The organism is Streptomyces sp. NPDC058812 (assembly GCF_042744565.1).
GTDB lineage: Bacteria > Actinomycetota > Actinomycetes > Streptomycetales > Streptomycetaceae > Streptomyces > Streptomyces thinghirensis.
Window position 1 is genome coordinate 25,734 of sequence record NZ_JBHYOB010000018.1, and the last position, 22,938, is coordinate 48,671.

The 22,938-nt window shown below is 71.2% G+C and carries 20 protein-coding genes; 5 read left to right on the top strand and 15 right to left on the bottom strand.

Annotation, left to right across the window (positions count from 1 at the left end; translation table 11 throughout):
• Positions 1–44: 44 nt before the first annotated feature.
• From ACFW48_RS29745 to ACFW48_RS29780, 8 genes are all read right to left on the bottom strand, one after another.
• Complete coding sequence (locus ACFW48_RS29745; protein ID WP_386319875.1) at positions 45–938, bottom strand: DUF5936 domain-containing protein; 894 nt, start codon at positions 936–938, stop codon at positions 45–47.
• Positions 939–954: 16 nt separating this feature from the next.
• Positions 955–1,899, bottom strand: coding sequence for a type II secretion system F family protein (locus tag ACFW48_RS29750; protein WP_386319878.1), 945 nt, complete (start codon positions 1,897–1,899; stop codon positions 955–957).
• Positions 1,900–2,022: 123 nt separating this feature from the next.
• Positions 2,023–3,360, bottom strand: coding sequence for a CpaF family protein (locus tag ACFW48_RS29755; RefSeq protein ID WP_386319879.1), 1,338 nt, complete (start codon positions 3,358–3,360; stop codon positions 2,023–2,025).
• An 18-nt stretch (positions 3,361–3,378) separates the two neighbouring features.
• Entirely contained in the window at positions 3,379–3,699 is a 321-nt protein-coding gene (locus ACFW48_RS29760; protein ID WP_386319880.1) for a TadE/TadG family type IV pilus assembly protein, read from the bottom strand.
• Between the two features lie 124 nt (positions 3,700–3,823).
• Positions 3,824–4,234: a TadE/TadG family type IV pilus assembly protein gene (locus ACFW48_RS29765; RefSeq protein ID WP_386319882.1), complete on the bottom strand. Its 411-nt coding sequence runs from the start codon at positions 4,232–4,234 to the stop codon at positions 3,824–3,826.
• On the bottom strand, positions 4,231–5,493 hold the full coding sequence (locus tag ACFW48_RS29770; protein WP_386319884.1) for a CpaE family protein: 1,263 nt from the start codon (positions 5,491–5,493) through the stop codon (positions 4,231–4,233). Before ACFW48_RS29770 ends, ACFW48_RS29765 begins: the two co-directional genes overlap by 4 nt.
• An 8-nt stretch (positions 5,494–5,501) precedes the next feature.
• Positions 5,502–6,209 (bottom strand): Flp pilus assembly protein CpaB, encoded by a 708-nt coding sequence (cpaB, locus tag ACFW48_RS29775; protein WP_386319886.1) that lies wholly within the window; start codon positions 6,207–6,209, stop codon positions 5,502–5,504.
• A 100-nt stretch (positions 6,210–6,309) separates the two neighbouring features.
• A complete protein-coding gene (locus ACFW48_RS29780; protein ID WP_386320166.1) occupies positions 6,310–7,197 on the bottom strand; it encodes a hypothetical protein in 888 nt (295 codons plus the stop codon).
• Positions 7,198–7,570: 373 nt separating this feature from the next.
• Here ACFW48_RS29780 and ACFW48_RS29785 point away from each other — a divergent pair, with 373 nt between their 5' ends.
• Positions 7,571–9,277, top strand: a complete 1,707-nt coding sequence (locus ACFW48_RS29785; RefSeq protein WP_386319889.1) for a chitinase — start codon at positions 7,571–7,573, stop codon at positions 9,275–9,277.
• A gap of 681 nt (positions 9,278–9,958) precedes the next feature.
• Here ACFW48_RS29785 and ACFW48_RS29790 read toward each other — a convergent pair.
• The 6 genes from ACFW48_RS29790 to ACFW48_RS29815 form a co-directional block, all read right to left on the bottom strand.
• Positions 9,959–11,281, bottom strand: coding sequence for an Nramp family divalent metal transporter (locus tag ACFW48_RS29790; protein ID WP_386319892.1), 1,323 nt, complete (start codon positions 11,279–11,281; stop codon positions 9,959–9,961).
• 67 nt (positions 11,282–11,348) lie between these two features.
• Entirely contained in the window at positions 11,349–11,978 is a 630-nt protein-coding gene (locus ACFW48_RS29795) for a hypothetical protein (RefSeq protein ID WP_386319895.1), read from the bottom strand.
• Between the two features lie 90 nt (positions 11,979–12,068).
• Positions 12,069–13,556, bottom strand: coding sequence for a GntP family permease (locus ACFW48_RS29800; RefSeq protein WP_386319898.1), 1,488 nt, complete (start codon positions 13,554–13,556; stop codon positions 12,069–12,071).
• A gap of 122 nt (positions 13,557–13,678) precedes the next feature.
• On the bottom strand, positions 13,679–14,089 hold the full coding sequence (locus ACFW48_RS29805) for a RidA family protein (RefSeq protein ID WP_386319901.1): 411 nt from the start codon (positions 14,087–14,089) through the stop codon (positions 13,679–13,681).
• Positions 14,086–14,850, bottom strand: coding sequence for an IclR family transcriptional regulator (locus tag ACFW48_RS29810; RefSeq protein ID WP_386319904.1), 765 nt, complete (start codon positions 14,848–14,850; stop codon positions 14,086–14,088). Before ACFW48_RS29810 ends, ACFW48_RS29805 begins: the two co-directional genes overlap by 4 nt.
• Positions 14,847–15,968, bottom strand: a complete 1,122-nt coding sequence (locus tag ACFW48_RS29815) for a sugar kinase (protein WP_386319907.1) — start codon at positions 15,966–15,968, stop codon at positions 14,847–14,849. Before ACFW48_RS29815 ends, ACFW48_RS29810 begins: the two co-directional genes overlap by 4 nt.
• Before the next feature lie 138 nt (positions 15,969–16,106).
• On the opposite strand from ACFW48_RS29815, the gene ACFW48_RS29820 reads away from it, so the two are divergent.
• The 4 genes from ACFW48_RS29820 to ACFW48_RS29835 all read left to right on the top strand — a co-directional run bounded on the left by ACFW48_RS29820 (position 16,107) and on the right by ACFW48_RS29835 (position 20,926).
• Positions 16,107–17,390, top strand: a complete 1,284-nt coding sequence (locus ACFW48_RS29820) for an amino acid deaminase (protein WP_386319910.1) — start codon at positions 16,107–16,109, stop codon at positions 17,388–17,390.
• A 49-nt stretch (positions 17,391–17,439) separates the two neighbouring features.
• Entirely contained in the window at positions 17,440–19,050 is a 1,611-nt protein-coding gene (locus ACFW48_RS29825; RefSeq protein ID WP_386319913.1) for an amidohydrolase family protein, read from the top strand.
• 96 nt (positions 19,051–19,146) lie between these two features.
• Complete coding sequence (locus tag ACFW48_RS29830) at positions 19,147–20,358, top strand: pyridoxal phosphate-dependent aminotransferase (protein ID WP_386319916.1); 1,212 nt, start codon at positions 19,147–19,149, stop codon at positions 20,356–20,358.
• A gap of 145 nt (positions 20,359–20,503) precedes the next feature.
• Positions 20,504–20,926 (top strand): hypothetical protein, encoded by a 423-nt coding sequence (locus ACFW48_RS29835; protein ID WP_386319919.1) that lies wholly within the window; start codon positions 20,504–20,506, stop codon positions 20,924–20,926.
• A 136-nt stretch (positions 20,927–21,062) separates the two neighbouring features.
• On the opposite strand, the gene ACFW48_RS29840 is transcribed toward ACFW48_RS29835, so the two are convergent.
• Positions 21,063–22,919 carry an Ig-like domain repeat protein gene (locus ACFW48_RS29840; protein ID WP_386319922.1) on the bottom strand — a complete coding sequence of 619 codons (1,857 nt, stop codon included), beginning with the start codon at positions 22,917–22,919 and terminating at the stop codon, positions 21,063–21,065.
• Between the last annotated feature and the right edge of the window lie 19 nt (positions 22,920–22,938).

The window sequence follows — 22,938 nt, forward strand, 5'->3', positions numbered from 1 at the left end:
TCCTTTCGCGGCCGCTTGATCGACATGGCGTTCCCCTCCCTCCCCTACTCGCCCGTGATCGTGCCGAAGTCCGTCCCCGACCCGAGGATCAGACCGGCGCCGAGGAGGATCATCGTGGCCGGGACCATGAAGGTGGTGATCATCATCGTGGCCTTCGGGACCGCGCGGGCGGCCTTGCGGCGGGCGTTCTGGGCGTCCGTGCGGCGCATGTCCTTGGCCAGGGCGACCAGGGTGTCGACGATGGGCGCGCCCAGTTCCTCGCCCTGCTGGAGTGCCGTCACGAACATCGCCACCTGTTCCGAGTCGTTGCGCCGGCGCAGCTCCGCGAAGGCCTCGCGGCGGCTCATGCCCAGGTCCATCTGGCGCAGGGTGATGCGGAGTTCGTCGGCCCATGGGCCCTCGTAGCGGATGGCCACCCGGTCCAGGGCCTGGCGGAAGCCCAGGCCCGCGCTGACCACGACCGCCAGGACGTCCAGGAAGTCGGGGAGCGTGCGCTCGATCTCGTCCTTGCGGATGCGGATCGCCGACCAGATGCCGACCTCCGTCCAGAAGGCGCCGAAGGCGAGCAGGAGCAGGGCGACGACGAACTGGCCGCGCAGGAGGAAGACCAGGAAGCCGAGCGCGCCCAGGAAGCCGTAGACCGCGCGGCGGGCGGCGTAGCGGTCGATGGTCAGGCCGCCGGGGTTGCCGGCCAGGTCGATCCTGCGGCGGTACTTGGCCACCAGGGCGGGGCCCATCAGGCGCAGTACGGCGGGCGCGTAGCGCATGCCCATGCGGTCGATGAGGGAGTCCACCGCGCCGGTGCGGGTGGAGCCGACCTCCAGGGCGAGGGCGAGGTCGTGGGGCAGCTTGGCGTCGGCCCGGTACATGCGGATACCGGCGAAGACGCCCCAGACGCTCAGGCCCATGAGCAGGGCGAGGAGTAGTCCCAGTCCCATGTCGGTCAGCTCCCCCTCAGACGTCGATGCGGGACAGGCGGCGGATGAGGACGAAGCCGACCGCGTAGAGCGCGAACGCGATGATCACCGCGGTCTGGCCGGCCGGGGAGCCCGTCATGCGCTCCAGGGCGCCGTCCTTCACCCCGTTCATCAGGAACAGCGAGCCGACGCCCAGTACGGGGACGGCGTACGACGTCATGCTGACCTGGGACAGCTGGGTGCGGACCTCACGTCGGGTCTCCTTGCGCTCCTCCAGCGTGTCCGTGAGGTTGCGCAGCGCGCTGACCACCTGGCCGCCCGCCCGATTGGAGAGGACCAGGGTGGTGACCAGGACGACCAGTTCGCGGGAGGGGAGGCGGTCGGCGAGTTCGCCGAGGGCGTCGTCCATCGAGGCGCCGATGGCCAGTTGGTCGGCCACCTTGCCGAGCTCCTCGCCGGCCGGGGCGTCCAGCTCCTCCGCCGCCATGCCGATGGCGGTGCGCAGGGCGAGGCCCGCCTGGGTGGCGTTGGCGAGGATGCGGGCGAGTTCGGGGAGCTGGTTGATGAACTTCTCGATGCGTTTCTGGCGTTGCCAGTTGAGAAACTGGATCGCCACGCCGATGCCCAGCAGGCCGGCGAGGGGGCCGAAGAAGGGGGCCAGTGCGGCCTGGCCGATCAGCCAGAGGCCCGCGACCGTGGCGAGCAGGTAGACGAAGAACTCGCCGGGCGTGACGTCCAGGCCGGTCGCCGCCAGACGCAGTTCGAGCTTGCGGCCGACTTTCGTGCGGCGCAGGCGGCGGTCCAGGGTGCGGAAGCGGCGTCGGCGGCCGGTGGGACGGACCTGGCCGGTGGCGGAGAGGCGGTCGACCAAGGCCGCGCGCTGGGCCCTGCCGGCGGCGTAGGAGTGCAGGCCCATGACCGCCAGGGCGCAGGTCAGCACCGTGATGCCGGTGGTGAGCGTGACGAGCGTTTCCAGTTCCATCGGGCGGTTCCTACCTGGTTGCCATGGTTTTTACCGGTACGGCTGCTGTCTGGCTTCCATCAGGGCGGCGGCGGCTGTCTGGCTTTCGTCGGGGCGGCTGCTCCCCGGCTTTCGTCGGTCCGGTCACCTGGCCTCCCGGGTCGCGAGCTGTTCCGCGGTGTGGGCCACGCCGAAGGCCTGCGGGACTGGCTGGCTCGCCATGTAGAGGCGCTCGGCGGTGCGGCGCGGGAGGGGGTAGTACTCGAAGGCGCCGTAGACGCGGCCGTCGGCGGTCATCGGCCGGGCGTTGAAACGGGCGACCGTGGCCAGGCGGTACGGTTCGCCGCCGTGGCTGGCCAGCAGGGCGATCTCGGTGATGCGGCGCGCGCCGTCGGCGAAGCGGGTGAGCTGGACGATGACGTCGACGGAGCTGTTGATCTGGTCGTGCAGGGCGACGAACGGGATCTCCACGTCCGACATGGAGGCCAGGGTCTGGAGGCGCATCAGGGCGTCCTCCGCGCTGTTGGCGTGGACCGTGGCGAGGGAGCCGTCGTGGCCTGTCGACATGGCCTGGAGCATGTCCAGGGACTCGCCGCCGCGGACCTCGCCGACGACGATGCGGTCGGGGCGCATACGGAGGGAGTTGCGGACGAGGTCGCGGATGGTGACGCGGCCCTGGCCCTCGACGTTCGGCGGGCGGGACTCCAGGCGGATGACGTGCGCCTGCTGGAGCTGGAGTTCCGCCGAGTCCTCGATGGTGATGATGCGTTCGGTCTCCGGGATCAGGCCGGAGAGGGCGTTGAGGAGGGTGGTCTTCCCGGTGCCCGTGGCGCCGGAAACGATGATGTTGAAGCGGGCCTGCACCAGGCCGGCGAGCAGGTACAGCATGTGCTCGTCGAGCGAGCCGAGGCCGATCAGCTCCTGGAGGGTGAAGGAGCGCGGGAAGCGGCGGATGGTGAGGGTGGCGCCGGTCAGTGAGAGGGGCGGGATGATGACGTTGACGCGTTCGCCGGAGGGGAGGCGGGCGTCGACCATCGGGTTCGACTCGTCGACGCGGCGGTTGACCGTGGAGACGATGCGCTCGATGGTCTGCATCAGCTGGTCGTTGGAGGCGAAGCGGAGGGGGAGTTGTTCGACTCGGCCGCCGCGTTCGACGAAGATGGCGTCCGGGCCGTTGACCATGATCTCCGTGATGGACGCGTCTTCGAGCAGTGGTTCCAGGATGCCCAGGCCGAGGGCCTCGTCCACTACCCGGCGGATCAGCTGGGAGCGTTCGACCGTCGACAGGACCGGGCCCTCACGGCTGATGATGTGCCCGAGGACTCGTTCGAGGCGGGCCCGGCGTTCGGCCATCGCCAGCGAGCTCATCTCGGCGAGGTCGATCTCCTCCAGGAGCTTGGCCCGGTAGGAGGCGACCAGGTGTCCGTCCTCGCCCCGGCTGCCGTGCTCCTCGGGGGAGTGGATGCGTGCGCGCAGGCTCATGCGTCCTCAGCTCCTCGGTCAGTGGTCCAGCGGCATGGTGGCGGTCCTGGTGGCGTCCCCGAAGTCCCAGCCGGGCACGATCGAGGGGATGTCGACGGTGGCGGTGACCGTCACCTCGTCCCCGCCGTACGACGGTGGGCAGTCGGTGCCGTCCGCGAGCCAGCTGCTGACCGCCGCCGCGCACGCCTCCCCCGCGCTCTCCTGGAGCGAGGCGCCGCGGGCGCCGGCGCGGGCCGCCGTACCGGCCTGCTGGGCGGTGTATGCGATCAGGCCCAGCTGTACGGCGGCCATGGCGACGATGATCAGGATCGGGAGGAATCCGAGGTACTCGATGGCCACCTGGCCACGGTCCCTGCCGCGGCCGTTCGGGGAGCACGACGAGCACGACGAGTTCGAGGGGTTCGAGGAGCACGAGGAGCACGAGGAGTTCGAGGAGCACGAGGAGTTCGAGGAGTACGGCATCTCAGTCGGTCTCCTCCTCCACGGCCCCCGCGTGTCCGTGCACGGTGAACGGGAAGCTGACCGTGCCCGGGAAGAGGATGGGCACCTCGATGCGCACGTCGGCGGTGACATAGCCGCCCGCGGTGTCGCAGCCCACTTCGGCGCCCCCCTCCCACGCGCCGGGCAGCTTGTCCCGGCCCGCCTCCTGGCAGGCTCCCTGCCGCGCCCCCCGGTCCGCGGCCGTCGCCGCCCGTACCGCCTCGTCCGCAGCATTACCCGCGAGCGTGTACGTGTATCCCACGAGTACGAGCTGCCACAGCACCACCAGCGTCGCGACGATCACCGGTGTCATGCCGAGGAACTCGATGGTGACCTGGCCCGCGTCCCCTCCCGTGGGCCGGGCGTCCCGGGGCCGGCGCCGTAAGGCGTTCATCCCGCACCGTCCTTCCGCCGCCGGAAGCTCACCGACCCCCGGTCGCCGCCGCGGAACCGGCCGCCGCCCTTGCGATGGTCTCCCTCGCCGGTCCTGACCAGCCCCAGTTCGCCCGCGAGGGCCCACATGGCCTGCTTCACCGTGCCCCTGCTGTCCAGTTCGTGGACGCGGCCGGCGTCCACGGCGCCCTGGAGTTCCTTGAAGTTGGCGGGGACGGTGGTGCCGGCGACCGCCGTGCCGGTGATCTTCTGGATCAGCGGGGGCTGGATCTCGGTGGCCCGCGTGTGCCGGTTGACGACCACGGTGGTCTCCTCCGCCTTGCGGATCTGCAGCCGGTCCCACATCCGCACCGCGCGCTTGGCGCCCCGCACGGCGACCACGTCGGGGGTGGTGACCAGCAGCGCCGAGTCGGCCATCTCCACGGCCGCGGCGCCGGCCCCGCCGAGCTGGGCGCCGCAGTCGAGGACGACGACCTCGTAGCGGGAGCGCAGGGCGCTGACGATCTGGCGGGTGGCGCGGTCGGTGACCTCCTCGCCGCGTTCGCCCTCGCCGGGGGCGAGCAGCAGGGCGAGGCCGGTGTCGTGGCGGAAGACGGCGTCGGCCAGGACGCGCGGGGAGATGTCCGTGATGGCGGCGAGGTCGACGACGGAGCGGCGGAACTGGACGTCCAGGTAGGAGGCGACGTCGCCGGCCTGGAGATCCATGTCGACGAGGGCCGTGGGGCGGCCCGACGCCTGTGCCGCCAGGGCCAGTTGGATGGCGGTCAGGGTCGCGCCCACGCCGCCCTTCGCGCCGCTGACGGTGACGACGGTGCCGCCGGCTCCGGTGAACACCTCGACGGCGCTGCCGAGGTGCCGGCGTACGCCCGCCGACCACTGGGCCACCGCCTGGACGCGGCTGGCCAGTTCCTCGTAGCCGAGCGGCAGGGCGACCAGGCCGCGGGCGCCGTAGTCCATGGCGGCCTGGAAGAGGCCGGGGCCGGGATCGGAGGTGACGAGGATGACGCCGACGGCGGGGAAGCGGAGGGCGACCTCGCGGATCAACTCCAGGGCCGGGACCGGACCGATGCGCTCGTGGACGATCACCACCTCGGGCAGTTCGTCGACCGACTCGGCGGCGAGGCGGGCGAGGGTGTCGACGAGCTGGGTCGAGTCGGTCACCGGGGCGACCAGTTCGGCGTCCGGGAGCTGGCTGAGCAGGGTCGTGATGGACCGTACGGCGTCCGGGTCGCCGACTGCCGGGAGGATCCTCGTGGGCATACGGGCTCTCACTTGTCCTTCGCGAGTTCGTACGTCCGGTCCTTGTCCGGGACCGTGGTGTCGCTGCCGGGCGCCACCAGCGCGAGCCGGACCCGCTGGGCGAACGACTCGGCGTAGGTGATGCGCTGGGCGTCGATGGTGGACAGTGCGAAGGTGATGGGGACGGCGTCGGTGGGTTCGCGGTCGCGGCTGTTCTCGTCGGGCTTCAGCGAGGTGAGGTCGCCTACGTCGATGACCTTGGCGTTCGTGACGATGATCTTGGATTGAGCGGGGTCGCCCTCGCGCTGTCCCTCGAAGGTGGCGTACACGTTGACGCTGGAGCCAGGTGTGATCTTGCCGGCGACGCCGGTCGCCGCGTCGATCATGATGGCGACCTCCTGCTGCCCGGGCCGCAGGGCGGGCTGGTCGACGATCATGTCGCTCTGCAGCAGCGACCCCTGCTTCAGCGTCGTCACGGCGATCTTGCCGCGGACCTGGCCGAGGTCGGTGACGGCGTTCTCCGACAGCCAGCGCTCGGGCATCTCGATCTTCTCGAACTGCCCCGCGCCGAGGGGCGTGTAGGGCTCCACGTTCGTCTTGAGCCGGTACGCGGTGACCTCGGGCCCGACCTTCGACTTCACGTCGTTGACGACGGACAGCACGCCGGCGAACGCGCCGAGGGCGCAGAGGACCGACAGGATCAGCAGGATGACGCCTCGGCGCTGACGGGAGTTCATGAACCGTGCAACCTCATTGGGGGATCGGTCGAACCGGATCGGATGGCGGGCGGCGGCAGGCCGGGCGACGGGAGCGGCGCGGTACGGGCGCGGTACGGGCCTACCCGGTGAGGGCTCGTCTCTCACGGCGGTGGCCGAGAGCGGCGTCCCGGCGGGCGTCGTGACCCGGCGATGTCGTGTCGTGCCCCGCCGGTGTCGTGTCGTACACCGGCGGTGTCGCGGAGCAGAACACGCACCGGTCGCCGAGGACGTCGATGCCGCACCAGTGGCAGGTGCTCTGCCGCACCGACGTGACCAACTGGTAGAGGACCGAGAGGTCGGGCAGATAGGCGCAGAACTCGGTCAGCCGTCCGGTCCCCCACCAGCCGGGGGACTCGGCGGGCAGGGGCGTCTCGCGCAGCCCCTGCACGCGCCAGGAGGGGGCGAGAGTGCCGGCGACCCAGTCGGACGGCAGCTGGCCCTTGGCGACCAGCAGCCAGGTGCCGAACTCGGGTCCGTCGAGGGCGGCTTCGGGGCCGATCCGCACCAGTTGCGGCACGGGATGCGCCACGACGCCGAACTGACTGCCCGGCACCCAGGACCTGGCGTGCGACTTCAGGCCGACGGGGACGTGGTCGAGCCGGGCGACGGAGCCGAGGAGCGCGCCGGCGTGGATGTAGTGGGTGAGCAGCCGGCCGGCCGAGGCGAGGACGCCGGGGCTGAGGTCGCAGGAGGCCAGCTGCCGCAACTGGCGGGCCAGTACGGCGAGCCCGAGCGGGGGCAGGGGCGGCCGGAACAGGGCGATGCGGTCGGTCTCCAGGAGGGCGCGGACGGTGTACAGCCGTCGTTCCACGCTCTCCGGGAGGGCTTGCGAACACACCACGATCACGTGCCCGTGCTGGTCGACCAGCGACTGCAGCTCGGCCAGCGTGTGCTCCAGCGGACGCCGGTCGAGGTCCTGGAGCACGACCGCGGACAGCGTCCGTTCGTCCTGCGGCGGCAGTGCCATGTCGGCACTGGTCACGGCAATGGCAGTTGGCACGCGCGGCTCCCCGTCTCCCCATGCCCGTCGGTCTGCCGGTGTCACTGCGGCACACCCGGATGACTTCACTGCGTGACTACCTGAGCACTGTATCCACGCGTCTGTGACCGGAGAACAGCGTTTCTGTAGCTGTGGAACAACTTGTGTTGCACAAGGTGCGGCAAACCGGGGCAGGTTGAGCATTTCCCGATGGGCGACCGGGCGAGCCGGGGCGTGCGTCCCGGCAGGTGCCAAGTCCGGCGGCCGACCGCGAACTTGGTCCGTACCTACCTCTTGACACTCTCAATTGGTCTGGACCACCTTGTACCTCAAAGCCCCCACTCCCCCACCGGAGGCCTCAATGGAGCCCGTGCACGGACGGTTCGGCAGACGGACGAAGTTCTGGGCGGGAGCCGTCACCGCCGCGCTCGCCCTCTCGGTCACGGCCGTCGGCCAGGCGTCCGCCGCGGACGTCAACAACGCGAAGAACGCCGGCTTCGAGGCCGGTCTGAGCAACTGGTCCTGCTCGGCGAACAGCGGTACGAGCGTCTCCTCCCCGGTGCACGGCGGCTCGGCCGCGCTCAAGGCGGCACCGAGCGGGCAGGACAACGCCCGGTGTTCCCAGACGGTGAAGGTGAAGCCCGGCTCGACGTACACACTGAGCGCCTGGGTCCAGGGCGGGTACGCGTACCTGGGCGTGACGGGCACGGGTACGACGGACGTGTCGGCCTGGACCCCGGACTCGGCCTCCTGGAAGCAGCTGTCGACGAAGTTCACGACGGGCTCCTCGACGACCTCGGTGACCGTGTACACGCACGGCTGGTACGGGCAGTCGGCCTACTACGCCGACGACCTGTCCGTCTTCGGCCCCGACGGAGGCGGCGGCGACGGTGAGCCGGAGCCCACGATCCCGGCGGCCCCGGCGGGCCTGAGCGTCTCCGGTACGACGTCCTCCTCGGCGTCGCTCGCCTGGAACGCGGTGCCGGGCGCCACCGGCTACAACATCTACCGCGACGGTACGAAGGTGACGGCGGTCACCGGCACGTCGGCGACGGTCACCGGACTCGCGGCCTCCACGTCGTACTCCATGCAGGTCACGGCGACGAACGCGGCCGGTGAGTCGGCCAGGTCGGCGGCGGTGACGGCCCGGACGACGGAGCAGGGCGGCGGCGGGGGCGGCGACCTGCCCAAGCACGCGGTGACCGGCTACTGGCAGAACTTCGACAACGGGGCGACGGTCCAGAGGATCTCGGACGTCTCCGCCCAGTACGACATCATCGCGGTCTCCTTCGCGGACGCGACGGCGACGCCGGGCGCGGTCACCTTCAACCTCGACTCGGCCGGGCTCGGCGGCTACACGGTCGACCAGTTCAAGGCGGACGTCCGCGCGAAGCAGGCCGCCGGGAAGAAGGTCATCATCTCGGTGGGCGGCGAGAAGGGCACCGTCTCGGTGAACGACGCCGCCTCCGCGACGAACTTCGCGAACTCCGTCCACGCCCTGATGCAGGAGTACGGCTTCGACGGCGTCGACATCGACCTGGAGAACGGTCTCAACCCGACCTACATGACGCAGGCCCTGCGTGCCCTGTCGGCGAAGGCGGGCCCGGACATGATCCTGACGATGGCGCCGCAGACGATCGACATGCAGTCGACGTCGGGCTCGTACTTCCGCACGGCGCTGAACGTGAAGGACATCCTCACCGTCGTCAACATGCAGTACTACAACAGCGGCACGATGCTGGGCTGCGACGGCAAGGTGTACGCGCAGGGCACGGTCGACTTCCTCACCGCCCTGGCCTGCATCCAGCTGGAGAACGGCCTCGACCCGTCCCAGGTCGGCCTCGGTCTGCCGGCCTCCACCCGTGCGGCGGGCGGCGGCTACGTCTCCCCGTCGGTGGTCAACGCCGCCCTCGACTGCCTCACCAAGGGCACGAACTGCGGCTCCTTCAAGCCGTCGAGGACGTACCCCGACCTGCGGGGCGCGATGACCTGGTCCACGAACTGGGACGCGACGGCGGGCAACGCGTGGTCGAACGCGGTGGGGGCGCATGTGCACGCGCTGCCGTAGCCACGCTTAATCGGCTGCCCCCGCCCGCCGAGACGCGGGCGGGGGTGTCGGCGCGGCGACAGCCGCCAGAAACGCGTGCTGTCGGTCTCGTGCCTCATGAGGGCTACACGTTTCCGCCTGGACACCGAAAGTCGCGTCGCGAGCCGCCGTCGCCAACTCCAGGAGGCTCTCGTCCCGCGTTGACAGCCGTAGCCGGTTCATCGCGTAGTTCACCTGCGACCGGGAAGCCCAGCTTTCCTTCTTGGCCTCTCTTTCCTGCTCAGGCGTGGTTCCGGCGGCGGAACGCAGGCTCGTCTCCCAATACAGCCGCCCTCTGTAGTCCGTCAATGCGTCCGCCAGCGTGATCGCCGCCTCTCGAAGACGCTGCAGTCCGGCTTCCCGCTCGGCCCGCACCGAGATCCACCGCTGCAACAGTCCCGTGGTGAGTGCTCCCAGCAGCGTCCCCGCCACAGCCACCACGCTCGCCCACACACCGCTCACGGCCCCCGCCCCTCACGTAAGAGTCCTGCACTGCCGTTCTACCCGTACGGTCAATCTTGACCGGGGTCCACCGCATCAATGAAGTGAAGGCAGTACGCGGCAGCGGTGGGCACGGGGGGACACGGACATGAGGCAAGCGCGGGCGAAGGAGTACGCCGAGTTCGCGGTGGCGCGGGCCGGTGGGTCGGTGGGTCGGTGGGATCAGAAGAAGTCCGCCCACGGCTGGTCCCAGACCTCCTTCAGGCACAGCACCAGGAAGAGGAGGCCCGCGACGGCGAGCATGCCGTTGCTCAGCCAGCCGTTGCGCCACTCGCGCGGTGTGCGGGAGGAGTTGAGGAGCCAGATCAGGGTCAGGGCGAGGAAGGGCATGAAGGCCGCGCCCAGGACGCCGTAGATGATGACCAGGCGGAAGGGCTCGCCCTGGAAGAGCAGGACGATGGGCGGGAAGGTGAGCCACAGCAGGTAGGCGCGGAAGGGCCAGGAGCGTTCGTGCTCGCCGGAGGCGATCTCCTTGCCCTTGCCCGCCGTCTTGCCGCGCTGCCGGGCCACGAAGTCCGCGAACATCAGACTCACGCCGTGCCACACGCCGATGAGCGAGGTGAAGGACGTGGCGAAGAAGCCGATCAGGAAGAACTTGGCCGTCGCCGTGCCGTACTCGTCCTCCAGGATGTCGCCGAGCTGCACCAGGCCCTTGCCGCCGCCGGAGAGCGCGATGTTCGCGGCGTGCAGCAGCTCCGCGCCGACGAACAGCATGGCGACGACGAAGACGCCGGTCGTGATGTACGCGACCCGGTTGTCCAGCCGCATGACCTTCATCCAGCCGGTGTTGGCCCAGCCCTTGGCGTTGACCCAGTAGCCGTACGCGGCGAGCGTGATCGTGCCGCCGACGCCGCCGATCAGGCCGAGGGTGTTGAGGACGGAGTCCTCGCCGTCCGGGATGACCGGGAGGAGGCCGGCGAAGGCGTCGCCGAGGTTGGGCGCGACCCGGATCGCGAGGTAGACCGTCACCACGAACATGACGCCCACCATGACCGTCATGACCTTTTCGAAGACCGCGTACTTGTTGAACCAGACGAAGACCAGGCCGACCACGCCGCAGGCCACGCCCCACCATTCGAGGTCCATCACGCCGGGGAACAGTGCCTGGAGCGGCAGGGCGCTGGACGACATCGCCGCCGCGCCGTAGGAGAAGCCCCAGATCACGACGTAGATCCCGAAGAAGTACGTGGTCCAGCGGCCGAGGCTCGCCCAGCCGTCGAAGAGGGTGCGGCCGGTGGACAGGTGCCAGCGGCCCGCCGCCTCGGCGAGGGAGATCTTGACCAGGCAGCCGAGGACCGCCGCCCACAGCAGGGTGTAGCCGAAGTTGCTGCCCGCGATCAGGGTGGCCACGAGGTCGCCGGCGCCGACCCCGGTCGCCGCGACGACGATGCCGGGGCCGATGTAGCGCCAACTGGATTTACGAGGTGCCGAGTCGGGGTCGCGTGGTGCCCCTGCGTCGCTGGTGTTGCCCGTGGTGTCCGCCATGCGGGCCAACAAAGCTCATGGCGGCCGGTGGGACAAGAGGGCGTGCGGGGATCTTCACGCGATGCGCCTACTCGTCGCGGGTTCGGCCGTCCTCGCCGTCCTTCTCGCTGCGTGTCCCGGCATCGCCATCGGCGTCGGCGTCGTCCTTGGTCTCGGCGTCGCCCTTCGTCTCGGCGGCGTCCTTCGCCTCGCCGTCCTCGAAGTAGGCGTCCAGGACCTCGTCCAGGGCCGACTCCCACTCCGGGAAGCGGCTCCGCGACGACGCCTCGATCTCGATCGGGTACCAGCGGTGGTCCGGCGTGTGCACCGTGACGGTGAACCGCTTGCCGAAGCGGCCCGTCTCCGTCTCGACGGCCCCGACCTCGTTCCAGCGGAACTCGCAGCTCTGGTCGTCGAGGGAGAGGCGTACGCCCTTGTGGTCGGCAACGATCCTGGCGCGGCGGTCGGCGGCCTCGAAGACGGGGCCGCCGGGGTCCGGGGCCTCTTCTTCCTCCTCCGGTTCCTCGGCCTGTTCGGCGGATTCGGGGGCCGCGGTCCCGTCCGCGACGCGAACGTCCTCGGGCTCCTCCTCCGCCTCCCTCGCCGATCTCACGTCCTCCGGCTCACCGGTCACGGGCGCGGTGAGCCCGGGGATGAAGGCCGGGTCGAATCCGGCGCCTTCCAGGGGCTGGCTGGTCGATCCTCTGCGCTGCTCCACAGCGGGCAGTATGGTCGACGATCCTGTGTCGGACACAGCCAGCCCCAACTTCGTTATCAGACGCCTACACGAGACGCCTGCACGAGACGCCTACACGAACAGGCTCAGCACCGCCGCCACCACGAACCCGGCGACCGACAGCACGCTCTCCAGCACGGTCCACGTCTTCAGCGTGTCCCGTTCGCTGATGCCGAAGTACTTGGCGACCATCCAGAAGCCGCCGTCGTTGACGTGCGAGGCGAAGATGGAGCCCGCCGAGATGGCCATGATGACCAGGGCGACGAACGCCTGGGAGTGGTCGCCCTCGGCGAGCAGCGGTGCCACGATGCCCGCCGTCGTCACGATGGCCACCGTCGCCGAGCCCTGGGCGACCCGCAGCACCAGGGAGATCAGGTAGGAGAGGACGATCACCGGCAGGCCGACGTCGTTGAACGTGTCGGAGAGGGCCTGGGCGACGCCGCTGGCCTTGAGGACGGCACCGAAGACGCCGCCCGCGCCGACCACCAGCAGGATGTTGCCGACCGGCTTCAGCGAGGCCGTCGAGACGGTCTCCAGGGACTTGCGGGACCAGCCGCGCCGGATGCCGAGCAGGTAGTAGGCGAGGAGCAGGGCGATGGTCAGGGCCACGAACGGGTTGCCGAAGAACTCGATCACCGAGCGGAGGGTGGACTCGTCCAGGGCGATGGAGGAGAAGGTCGCGGCGAGGATGAGGACCAGCGGGGTGCCGATGATGCCGAGGACCGTGCCGAGCGCGACGGGGCTCTCGTGCGGCGCGACGCCGGCCTTGGTCTGCTCGTCGATGACGGCCTGCTTGGCCTCCTCGGCCGCCTCGACCATGTCCTGCGGTACGGGCACGAAGATGCGGCGGCCGATCCAGGCGGAGAACGCCCAGGCGGCGAGGACGGCAGGAATGCCGCAGACGATGCCCATGAGGATGACCCAGCCGAGGTCCACGTGCAGCAGTCCGGCCGCGGCCACCGGGCCGGGGTGCGGCGGCAGGAAGGCGTGGGTCATCGACAGGCCTGCCAACAGGGGCAGGCAGTAGAGCAGGACCGACTTGCCGGAGCGCTTGGCGGCGGCGTAGACGATGGGCGCCAGGACGAAGATGCCGACGTCGAAGAAGACCGGGACACCGAAGATCAGGCCGGTCAGCCCCATGGCGAGGGGTGCGCGCTTCTCGCCGAACAGACCCAGCAGCCGGGAGGCCAGCACCTGGGCGCCGCCGCTGACTTCGAGGATCGCGCCGAGCATGGTGCCCAGGCCGATGATGATGGCGACATGCCCGAGAATGCCGCCCATGCCGGACTCGATGGTGGAGACGGCGTCGGACTTCTGGACGGTGCCGAAGAGTTCGGTGACCGACAGGCCGGCGAGCAGGCCGACGGCTATGGAAACGGCGAGCAGCGCGACGAACGGCTGCAGCCGCACCTTGATGATCAGGAAGAGCAGCAGCACGATGCCGAGCGTGGCGACGGTCAGCAGGCCCGCCGTGCCGTCGATCAGGTGGAGCAGGCCACCGGTGTGGGGCGGGGTCTCCGCCGGGGCGGAGGCGGCGAGCTGGAGGGACATAGGGGACATACGGGGGTCCTCTGGGTAAACACATACAGCTTTCGAGCAGGGCGGGGCGCGGCACGGCGCCCCGGGGGTGAGGGGCGCCGTGCCGTGCGACAGTCAGACGGAAGGAAAGACGGAGGCGAGGGTCAGCCGAGGACGGCCAGCGCGTCGATCTCGATGAGGAGTCCGGCGGGCAGACCGACGTAGACGGTCGTGCGCGCGGCGGGCGGCTGGGTGAGGCCCTGCTCCTCGAAGTAGGCGTTGTAGATCTCGTTCATCTCGGCGAAGTGGTCCACGTCCGTGAGGTAGACGCGGATCATCATCACGTCGTCCCAGGAGGCACCGCCCTCTTCGAGGATCGCCTTGACGTTGGCGAGGGTCTGGAGGGTCTGCTCGCGCAGGGTCGGGCCGGCCGGGGTGGGGGCCTTGCCCTCCTCGTGGGGGAGGAAGCCGACCTGGCCGGCGACCTGGAGGAGGTTGCCCTTGCGGACGCCGTGGCTGAACTTCGCCGGGGGGACGGTGTGGGTCGCGGGGGTGAGAGCGGTCTTGTCGGTCATGCGGTGACTTCCTTGGCTGGGGTCCTGCCGGAGTACTCGCCGCTGATCGCGTCCGCCGTACGGCGCACCAGCGGGAGCAGGGTGAGGAGTTCGTCGGCGGTGACGACGACGTTCGGCGCGGAGACCGACATCGCGGCCGTCACCCGGCCGTCGGCGCCCCGGATGGGCGCGGCGACGCAGTTGATGGACTCCTCGTGGCCACCGAGGTCGGTGGCCCAGCCCTGTTCGCGCACCTTGGCCAGCTCCTTGAGGAAGCCGTCGGCGTTCGGTGTCGAACGGGCCGTGTACAGGGGGTAGTCGAGCTTCTCGACGACGGCTCGGCGCTCGTTCTCGGGGAGGTCGGCGAGCAGCAGCTTGGCCACCGCCGCGACGGTGATGGCGACGGGCTTGCCGATCCGGGAGTACATGCGGACCGGGTAGCGGCTCTCCACCTTGTCGATGTAGAGGACCTCGTTGTCCTCGTAGACGGCGAGGTGGACGGTGTGTCCGCACTGCTCGTTGAGGCGTACGAGGTGGGGGTGGGCGATCTCGCGGACGTCGAGGTTCTCCATCGCCTCCTGGGCCAGGGCGATCAGCCGGGCGCCGAGGCGGTAGCGCTGGTCGGACTGGCGGTAGACGAAGCCGTGCTCGTGCAGCGTCCGCAGGAGGCGCAGGGCCGTGGACTTGTGGACGCCGAGGCGGTCGGCGACCCGGCCCAGGTCGGCGGGGCCCTCGGCGAGCAGCGGCAGGATGCTCAGCGCGCGGTCGACGGTCTGGCTCATGGGGTACCTACCTCCTCGTCGGCCCTTTCGCCGGCCTGTGTCCAGCCGGGGCCGAGTCGCAGTCTCCCCCACGCGTCGTCGTCGAGGGCGGCCAGGCGGTCGGCGTGGTGCATCCAGGAGGGGCGCCGCGGTGGGGGTCCCCCCAGGCCTTCGGCTCTGGGGGAGGCTCCATGAGGGGCGGTGGTCGGGTGACGGGTGGGCGGCACGGCGAGGTCGCCGGGGACGGTGAGGGCGGCGGCGGCCATCAGGTGGCCGTGCCGCAGGCGCTCGCGCACGGGCAGGTCCCGCAGGGTGGCGGAGAGGAACCCGGCGGCGAAGGCGTCGCCCGCGCCGACGGCGGCCACGACGTCGACGGAGAGGGCGGGGACGGAGGTGACGTGCGGCCCGTGGAAGGCGGTGGCGCCGGTCGCGCCCTGCTTGACGACGAGCAGCTCGGGCTCGGGCAGCGCGGCGCGCACGGCCTCGGCGCCGCCCAGCCCCCAGGCCTCGTCCTCGCCGACGAACACGATGTCGGCGCCGCGCGCCAGCTCCAGCAGCACCCGCGAGCCGTCGGCGTCCCCGCGCCACAGCCCGGGGCGGTGGTTGACGTCGAAGGAGACGAGGGGCCGGCCGGGACGGCGGGCGGTGAGTTCGCGCATCAGGGCGAGGCAGTCGGCGGAGAGCGCGGGCGTGATGCCGGAGAGGTGCAGGACGCGCCCCGAGCGGACCGCGTCGAGGTCCATGTTCCGGGCCGACATCGCCGAGGCCGCGGAGCCCGCCCGGTAGTACGCCACCTCGTGCGCGTCGGTGGCCCGGTCCCCGGCGGTGCGGAAGTACACGCCGGTAGGGCGGTCGGGGTCGCGGCGCACCGCGGAGACGTCCACGCCGTAGGCGCCGATCGCCTCGACGAGGTGGTCGCCGAAGCCGTCGGCGCCGACCCGGCCGACCCAGCGCGCGGAGTGCCCGGCGGCGGCCAGCACGCAGGCCACGTTGGACTCGGCGCCGCCGATGGCCCGGTCGAAGGAGGGTACGTCGGCGAGGCGGCCGGGCACGGAGGGAAGGAAGGTGACCATGGACTCGCCGAGCGCGACGACGTCCACGACGCCGGGGGCGGTGCTGGTGGGTCCGGTGGCGGTCACGATGGTGGGGGCTCCTCGTCGCTCCGGCGGGCCTCGGCGGATCCGTTGACCCCGCGTTGGCCGAGATGTTAGACAGCAGTAAGCGATATACGCAACGATCGTTGCATTCTTTGCAACGCATCAGATCAGGGAGGCTCCATGGCCCTCGACACCGGCACCGAAGCCCTCGCCCGTCTGGCCGAGGAGCGCGTCGACCACCGCTTCAAGGGCCTCCCGCCGGACGCCGAAGGCCTCACCGTCGCCGAGCTGACCCGTCAGGGCCGCAACCTCTTCACCGGCGGCTTCACCACCCCCGTGCTGGCCCTGTCCGCCGAGCGCCTGGAGCACAACCTGCGGCTCATGGAGACGTACGCCACCCGGCACGGCCTCGCCTTCGCACCGCACGGCAAGACCTCCATGGCCCCGCAGCTCTTCCACCGCCAGATCGAGCACGGCGCCTGGGGCATCACCCTCGCCGTGCCGCACCAGGTACGGGTCGCCCGCGCCTTCGGCATCCGGCGGATCTTCCTCGCCAACGAGTCGGCCGACGCAGCCGCCCTGCGCTGGATCTCCTCCGAACTGGACGCCGACCCGGACTTCCGCTTCGTCTGCTACGTCGACTCCGTGCGCGGCGTCGGGCTGATGGACGCGGCACTGTCGGACGCGGGCGCCTCCCGCCCGGTGGACGTCGTGGTGGAACTGGCCGCCGGCGAGGGTGCCCGGACCGGCGTCCGCACGGAGGCCGAGTGCGCGGCGGTCGCCGACGCGGTGGCCGGGACGCGGACGCTGCGGCTCGCCGGTGTCGCCGGGTACGAGGGCGAGGTGCCGGACGCCGACCCCGAGAAGGTGCACGCCTGGCTGCGGCGGCTGGTCGCGCTCGCCGTGGACTTCGACAAGGCGGGGCGGTTCAACGGGTTGGAAGACATCGTGGTGAGCGCGGGCGGCAGCGCCTGGTTCGACGCGGTCGCCGACGTGTTCGCCGAGGTCCCCGACCTGTCCCTGCCCGTGCTGAAGCTGCTGCGCTCGGGCGCGTACGTCTCCCACGACGACGGTCACTACCGCGAGCTGACCCCCTTCAACCGGGTCCCCGAGGAGGGCGCCCTGGAGCCCGCTTTCCGCCTGTGGAGCCAGGTCGTCTCCCGCCCCTCCCCCGAGCAGGCGTTCACCAACGCGGGCAAGCGGGACGCGGCGTACGACCTCCACCTGCCCTTCGCCCAGGTCGTCCGCCGCGACGGCACCGAGCGTCCGGCCACCGGCGTCGAGGTGACCGGCCTCTCCGACCAGCACGCCTGGCTGCGCACGGCCGGGGACGCGGACCTGGAGGTGGGCGACTGGGTCGGGACGGGCCTGTCCCACCCGTGCACGTCCTTCGACAAGTGGCAGCTCATCCCGGTCGCCGAGGCGGACGGGACGGTCGTCGACTACATCCGCACCTTCTTCTGAGACGCCTGAGACGCCTGAGACCCGAGACGCCCGAGAAAGGGAGCCGGACATGGAAGAGCTGGTCATCAGGGACGCGGACGTCGTGGACGGCTCCGGCGCCGACTCCTACCGCGCGGACGTCGTGGTCGACGGCGGCCGGATCGTGTCGATCGTCAAGGAGGCGGCGGCCGCCGGCTGCCAGCGCCCCAGGGCGCGCCGTGAGCTGGACGCCGAGGGCCTGGTCCTGGCCCCCGGCTTCATCGACATGCACGCCCACAGCGACCTGGCGCTGCTGCGGGACCCCGACCACAGCGCCAAGGCCGCCCAGGGCGTCACCCTGGAGGTCATCGGCCAGGACGGGCTGTCGTACGCGCCGGTCGACGACCGCACGCTCGGCGAGGTGCGCCGCGCCATCGCCGGGTGGAACGGCCCCGGTGACGACATCGACTTCGACTGGCGGTCGGTCGGCGAGTACCTGGACCGGCTCGACGGGGGCATCGCGGTCAACGCCGCGTACCTCGTCCCGCAGGGCACGGTGCGCGCCCTCGCGGTCGGCTGGGACGACCGGGACGCGACCGAGGCCGAGCTGGAGCACATGCGCCGCCTGGTCGCCGAGGGCATGGAGCAGGGCGCGGTCGGCATGTCGTCCGGTCTGACGTACACGCCCGGCATGTACGCCAAGGACGCCGAGCTGACCGAGCTGTGCCGGGTGGTGGCCGGGTACGGCGGCTACTACTGCCCGCACCACCGCTCGTACGGCGCCGGGGCCCTCCAGGCGTACGAGGAGATGGTGGCGCTGACCCGCGAGGCGGACTGCCCCCTCCACCTCGCCCACGCCACCATGAACTTCGGCGTCAACAAGGGCCGGGCACCCGAGCTGCTGACCCTGCTCGACGACGCGCTGGCCACCGGGGCCGACATCACCCTCGACACCTACCCGTACACCCCAGGCTGCACGACCCTCGTGGCGCTGCTGCCGAGCTGGGCGAGCGAGGGCGGCCCGGAGCGGATCCTGAAGCGGCTGGCGGACGACGACACCGCCGAGCGTGTCGGGCACCACCTGGAGGAGATCGGCGCCGACGGCTGCCACGGCGTGCCCGTGGAGTGGGACACGATCGAGATCTCGGGCACGGGCGACCCGGCGCTCGCGGAGTACGTCGGCCGCACGGTCCAGGAGTCGGCGCGGCTGCGCGGCGAGAGCCCCTGGGCGGTCGCCCGCCACCTGCTCCTGACCGACCGGCTGGCCCCCACCATCCTCCAGCACGTCGGCCACGAGGAGAACGTCCGCGCGATCATGCGGCACCGTGTCCACACCGGCGGTTCGGACGGCATCCTCCAGGGCAGCAAGCCGCACCCGCGCGCCTACGGCACCTTCCCGCACTACCTCGGGCACTACGTCCGCGAGCTGGGCGTGCTGTCGCTGGAGGAGTGCGTCGCCCACCTCACCTCGCGCCCGGCGGCCCGGCTGCGGCTGCCGGACCGGGGGCTGGTCCGCGAGGGGTACCGGGCCGACCTGGTGCTCTTCGACCCGGCGACGGTCGCGGCGGGCAGCACCTACGAGAACCCGCGCGTGCTGCCGACGGGCGTTCCGTACGTGCTGGTCGACGGGCGGTTCGTGATGGAGGACGGGCGGCGGACGGACGTACTGGCGGGGCGGTCGGTGCGGCGGACTTCCCGCTAGCAGCCCGCGCGACCGGAGGAAATCCATCCAAACCGCACGTCCCACGTGGCGGACAACACGACCCATGACGCGCAACCGGGTCGTAAGCTCACGGACATGCAGGTGATCCAGTCGACCAAGCTCGCCAACGTCTGTTACGAGATCCGGGGCCCGGTGCTCGAGGAGGCGATGCGGCTGGAAGCGGCCGGGCACCGCATCCTGAAGCTGAACACCGGCAACCCGGCCGCCTTCGGTTTCGAGTGCCCGCCGGAGATCCTGGAGGACATCCTCCGCAACGTCTCGACGGCACACGGCTACGGCGACGCCAAGGGGCTGCTGGCCGCGCGCCGGGCGGTGGTCATGCACAACCAGACCCTCGGCATCGAGACGGACGTCGAGCACGTCTTCATCGGCAACGGCGTCTCCGAGCTGATCGTGATGGCGATGCAGGGACTGCTGGACGACGGTGACGAGGTCCTCGTCCCGGCGCCCGACTACCCCCTGTGGACGGCCGCCGTCTCGCTCTCCGGTGGTACGGCGGTGCACTACCGGTGCGACGAGCAGTCCGACTGGATGCCGGACCTCGCGGACGTGGAGCGGAAGATCACCGACCGCACCAAGGCGCTGGTCGTCATCAACCCGAACAACCCGACGGGCGCGGTCTACGACGAGGCGATGCTGCGCGGGCTGACCGACATCGCGCGCCGGCACAACCTGCTGGTCTGCTCCGACGAGATCTACGACAAGATCCTGTACGACGAGGTCACCCACACCCCGACCGCTTCGATCGCCCCGGACCTGCTCACCCTCACCTTCAACGGCATGTCGAAGGCGTACCGGGTGGCCGGCTACCGGGTCGGCTGGATGTCGATCTCCGGCCCGCGCGCGCACGCCGAGTCCTACATCGAGGGCCTGACGGTCCTGGCGAACATGCGGCTGTGCGCCAACATGCCGGGCCAGCACGGCGTGGTCGCGGCGCTCAGCGGGCGGCAGACCATCAACGAGCTGGTGCTGCCGGGCGGGCGGCTGCGGGAGCAGCGGGACGCCGCCCACGAGGCGCTGACCAGCATCCCGGGTGTGACCTGTGTGAAGCCGAAGGGCGCGCTGTATCTCTTCCCGCGCCTCGACCCCAAGGTCTTCAAGATCAAGGACGACCGGCGGATGGTCCTGGACCTGCTGCGCCAGGAGAAGATCATGGTCGTCCAGGGCACCGGCTTCAACTGGCCCGAGCCCGACCACTTCCGGGTGGTGACCCTGCCGACGGCCGGGGACCTGCGCGAGGCGGTGGACCGGATCGGGAACTTCCTGGACGGTTACAGCCAGCCCTGAGCCCAAGCCCAAGCCCAGCCCAAGCCCAAGCCCAAGCCCAAGCCCAAGCCGCCTGAGCCTGAGCCTGAGCCAAATCCCGACCTCCCTCAACTTTAGATTGAATCTAATGTAGGATGGTTTCCTGAAGCACTCAGGAGGCCATCCCATGTACGAACCGATCCGCACCAAGTCGGTCCACAGCACGATGGCCGACAGCACCTCGGACTTCCCCCACCGGTCCCGGGAGGAGGAGCTGGACATCCAGCTCGCGGGTCACCTCGCCGCACTGCTCGCCGTCACGGACGAGCTGCGCGCGCTGGCCCCCTCCACCGGCCTGGACACCGCGGCCGACCGGCTCGCCGAGCAGGTGGCCCGGCTGCGGGGAGGGCAGACGCCGGTCCGCGTGCCGGTGGCCGCCGCCCGCCCCGAGCCGCATCCGGCGGCCCTGCACCGGCGGGCGCACACCCTCGCGGGCCGCGCCCTGGTGGTGGCGGCCTCCCGCGCCGACACGGCGGCCGCGATCCTGACCGCCGAGCGCATGGACGCGCACGCCGCGGCTCTCGAACCGCGCGAATTCGCGTCCCACTGAGCCCTCCGGGCTCCCCCCGACGGCCCCGGCCCGCGCGCACCCGCAGCGACGCGCGGGCCGGGTGCCACTCACCCCGCACGGCGGGACAGGGCCCCGGGCAGCGTGCCCGGAGTGCCCCGTCCCGCCGTGCGCGTGATCAGCGAGTGACGCGGACCGTCGCCGACGCGGCCGACCCGGTGTGCAGGTCGTCGCCGGGCCAGCTGACCGTGTAGGTCGTGTCCCGGCGGGTGCGCGGCAGGTCGTCGATGGCGAAGGTGCCGTCGGCGGCGACCGTCACCGACGACAGCGTGCCGGTGCCGAGCCGGTCGGTGCGCTCCACCTTCAGTACGGCCCGCTCGGGCAGCGCCTTCCCCTGTGCGGTGAACGTGCCGGTGATGTGGACGCCGGTGCTCATCGACGCCTCCGCCGGGGCGGTCAGCGCGAGCGAGCTGGCCGCCTTGCCGACGGACACCGTGTGGGTGACGTCGGTGGCCGGGCGGTGGGTGAGGTCGCCGAGATACGACACGGTGTACGTGGCCTCGCCGATCAGGTCCGGCTCGTCGAGCACGGTGAAGGTGCCGTCCGCCTTGACGGTGGCGGTGCCCAGCTCGTGCGTACCGGCCGCGTCGGTGCGGGTCGCCGTGACCTTCAACGGCTCGGCGGGCGCCGGGCCGTCCAGCTCCAGCCGGCCGCGCACCGCCAGTGCCTCACCCGCGACCGCCTGGACGGGGCTGTGGGACAGCCCGCCGGTGAAGCGGGTGTCGTACTGGACGGCCGGGGGCTGGACGACGTGCAGCCAGTACTGGCTACCGGCCGCGTTGGTGGTGACCGCGAACAGCCGGGAGCCGTCGGCGGACCACTCCAGTCCGCGCGGCGCCACCCGGTCGCCGTCGAGGCTGCCCTCGAAGACGAACTCCAGCGGGGCGGTCGCGTCGCCCGGGTCGGCGGGCGAGAGCAGCAGGTCGGGCGTGGCCCCGGAGGCCGAGGCGCCGCGCGCCAGGTACTTCCCGTCACCGCTGAAGGCGACGGCGGAGGCCGAGGCGCCGGACGGCAGCGCCGGGTAACCGGTCGCGGCGTCGGACAGGTCGGCGGTGTCCAGCAGCCGGGTCCCGGCGGCAGCGTCGGCGACGGCGACCTTGGTGCCGTCCGCGGAGAACGCCATGTCCTTGAGGTTCAGGGCGCCCTTGCCCTCGCCGTCGGCGAAGCGGCGTCCGGCCGTGCGCACCAGGGTCGTCCCGCTCGCGTCGAACACCGAGACGAACGGGTCCGGAGCCTTGGCGTTCAGCGGCTGGCCCATCATCAGCCGGTCGCCGGGGCCCGCCTCGAGCTGGAGCTTGCCGTGGTCCTGCCATCCGCTGCGCTGCCAGGTGTTGTCGGTCTGGCTGTAGTCCAGGTACGTGAGCGTCGCGGCGCAGTCGGAGGCGTAGTTGGCGTACGGCGCGGTGTGGTACACCCTGCCGCCCGTGAAGGCCATGCTGCGCCCGCAGGTGTCGGTGCCCGCCACCGCGGAGCTGAGCGGCAGGTACGTGGTGGTGTCGTACCGCAGGATCCCGTCCCGGCCGCCGACGTGCAGCACGCTGCCGTCGGCGTTCAGCGCGAGACCGGAGACGTGGCGCTGGGTGGTGATGGTGGTGACGCGCTCGCCGGAGAAGTCGTAGACGGCGACGAGTCCCTTGTTGTCGTAGTAGCCCAGGTTGCTGTCGGCGACGTACACGCGCTGGTGCGCGGAGTCGACCGTCAGTGCCGAGAACGAGGAGATCGGCAGCTTGGCCACGACGTCGGAGGCCGCGGCGTGCGCGGCGGGAGCGGCGGCGACGGTCAGGCCGCCGGCCGCGAGCGCGGCGGTGAGCAGCGTGGCCGCGAGACGTCCGGTACGGCTGGTGCTTCCGGTACGCCGGGTACTTCTGGTGCTTCGAACCGTATTCAACTGTGCCCCCCACAGGCGGTGTTCGGCGACCCTGGGGAACGGCTCCCCTTCCCTGCGGGGCGGGGAACCGCCGTTCGGGTCGTGCAAGATCGGGAGCGTACACCGC

Excerpts from the sequence above, each read along its gene's own strand:
- ACFW48_RS29745 (WP_386319875.1), bottom strand. The coding sequence starts at position 938 with ATGGGACTGGGACTACTCCTCGCCCTGCTCATGGGCCTGAGCGTCTGG.
- ACFW48_RS29750 (WP_386319878.1), bottom strand. The coding sequence starts at position 1,899 with ATGGAACTGGAAACGCTCGTCACGCTCACCACCGGCATCACGGTGCTG.
- ACFW48_RS29755 (WP_386319879.1), bottom strand. The coding sequence starts at position 3,360 with ATGAGCCTGCGCGCACGCATCCACTCCCCCGAGGAGCACGGCAGCCGG.
- ACFW48_RS29765 (WP_386319882.1), bottom strand. The coding sequence starts at position 4,234 with ATGAACGCCTTACGGCGCCGGCCCCGGGACGCCCGGCCCACGGGAGGG.
- ACFW48_RS29770 (WP_386319884.1), bottom strand. The coding sequence starts at position 5,493 with ATGCCCACGAGGATCCTCCCGGCAGTCGGCGACCCGGACGCCGTACGG.
- cpaB (WP_386319886.1), bottom strand. The coding sequence starts at position 6,209 with ATGAACTCCCGTCAGCGCCGAGGCGTCATCCTGCTGATCCTGTCGGTC.
- ACFW48_RS29780 (WP_386320166.1), bottom strand. The coding sequence starts at position 7,197 with ATGGCACTGCCGCCGCAGGACGAACGGACGCTGTCCGCGGTCGTGCTC.
- ACFW48_RS29785 (WP_386319889.1), top strand. The coding sequence starts at position 7,571 with ATGGAGCCCGTGCACGGACGGTTCGGCAGACGGACGAAGTTCTGGGCG.
- ACFW48_RS29790 (WP_386319892.1), bottom strand. The coding sequence starts at position 11,281 with ATGGCGGACACCACGGGCAACACCAGCGACGCAGGGGCACCACGCGAC.
- ACFW48_RS29800 (WP_386319898.1), bottom strand. The coding sequence starts at position 13,556 with ATGTCCCCTATGTCCCTCCAGCTCGCCGCCTCCGCCCCGGCGGAGACC.
- ACFW48_RS29805 (WP_386319901.1), bottom strand. The coding sequence starts at position 14,089 with ATGACCGACAAGACCGCTCTCACCCCCGCGACCCACACCGTCCCCCCG.
- ACFW48_RS29810 (WP_386319904.1), bottom strand. The coding sequence starts at position 14,850 with ATGAGCCAGACCGTCGACCGCGCGCTGAGCATCCTGCCGCTGCTCGCC.
- ACFW48_RS29820 (WP_386319910.1), top strand. The coding sequence starts at position 16,107 with ATGGCCCTCGACACCGGCACCGAAGCCCTCGCCCGTCTGGCCGAGGAG.
- ACFW48_RS29825 (WP_386319913.1), top strand. The coding sequence starts at position 17,440 with ATGGAAGAGCTGGTCATCAGGGACGCGGACGTCGTGGACGGCTCCGGC.
- ACFW48_RS29830 (WP_386319916.1), top strand. The coding sequence starts at position 19,147 with ATGCAGGTGATCCAGTCGACCAAGCTCGCCAACGTCTGTTACGAGATC.
- ACFW48_RS29835 (WP_386319919.1), top strand. The coding sequence starts at position 20,504 with ATGTACGAACCGATCCGCACCAAGTCGGTCCACAGCACGATGGCCGAC.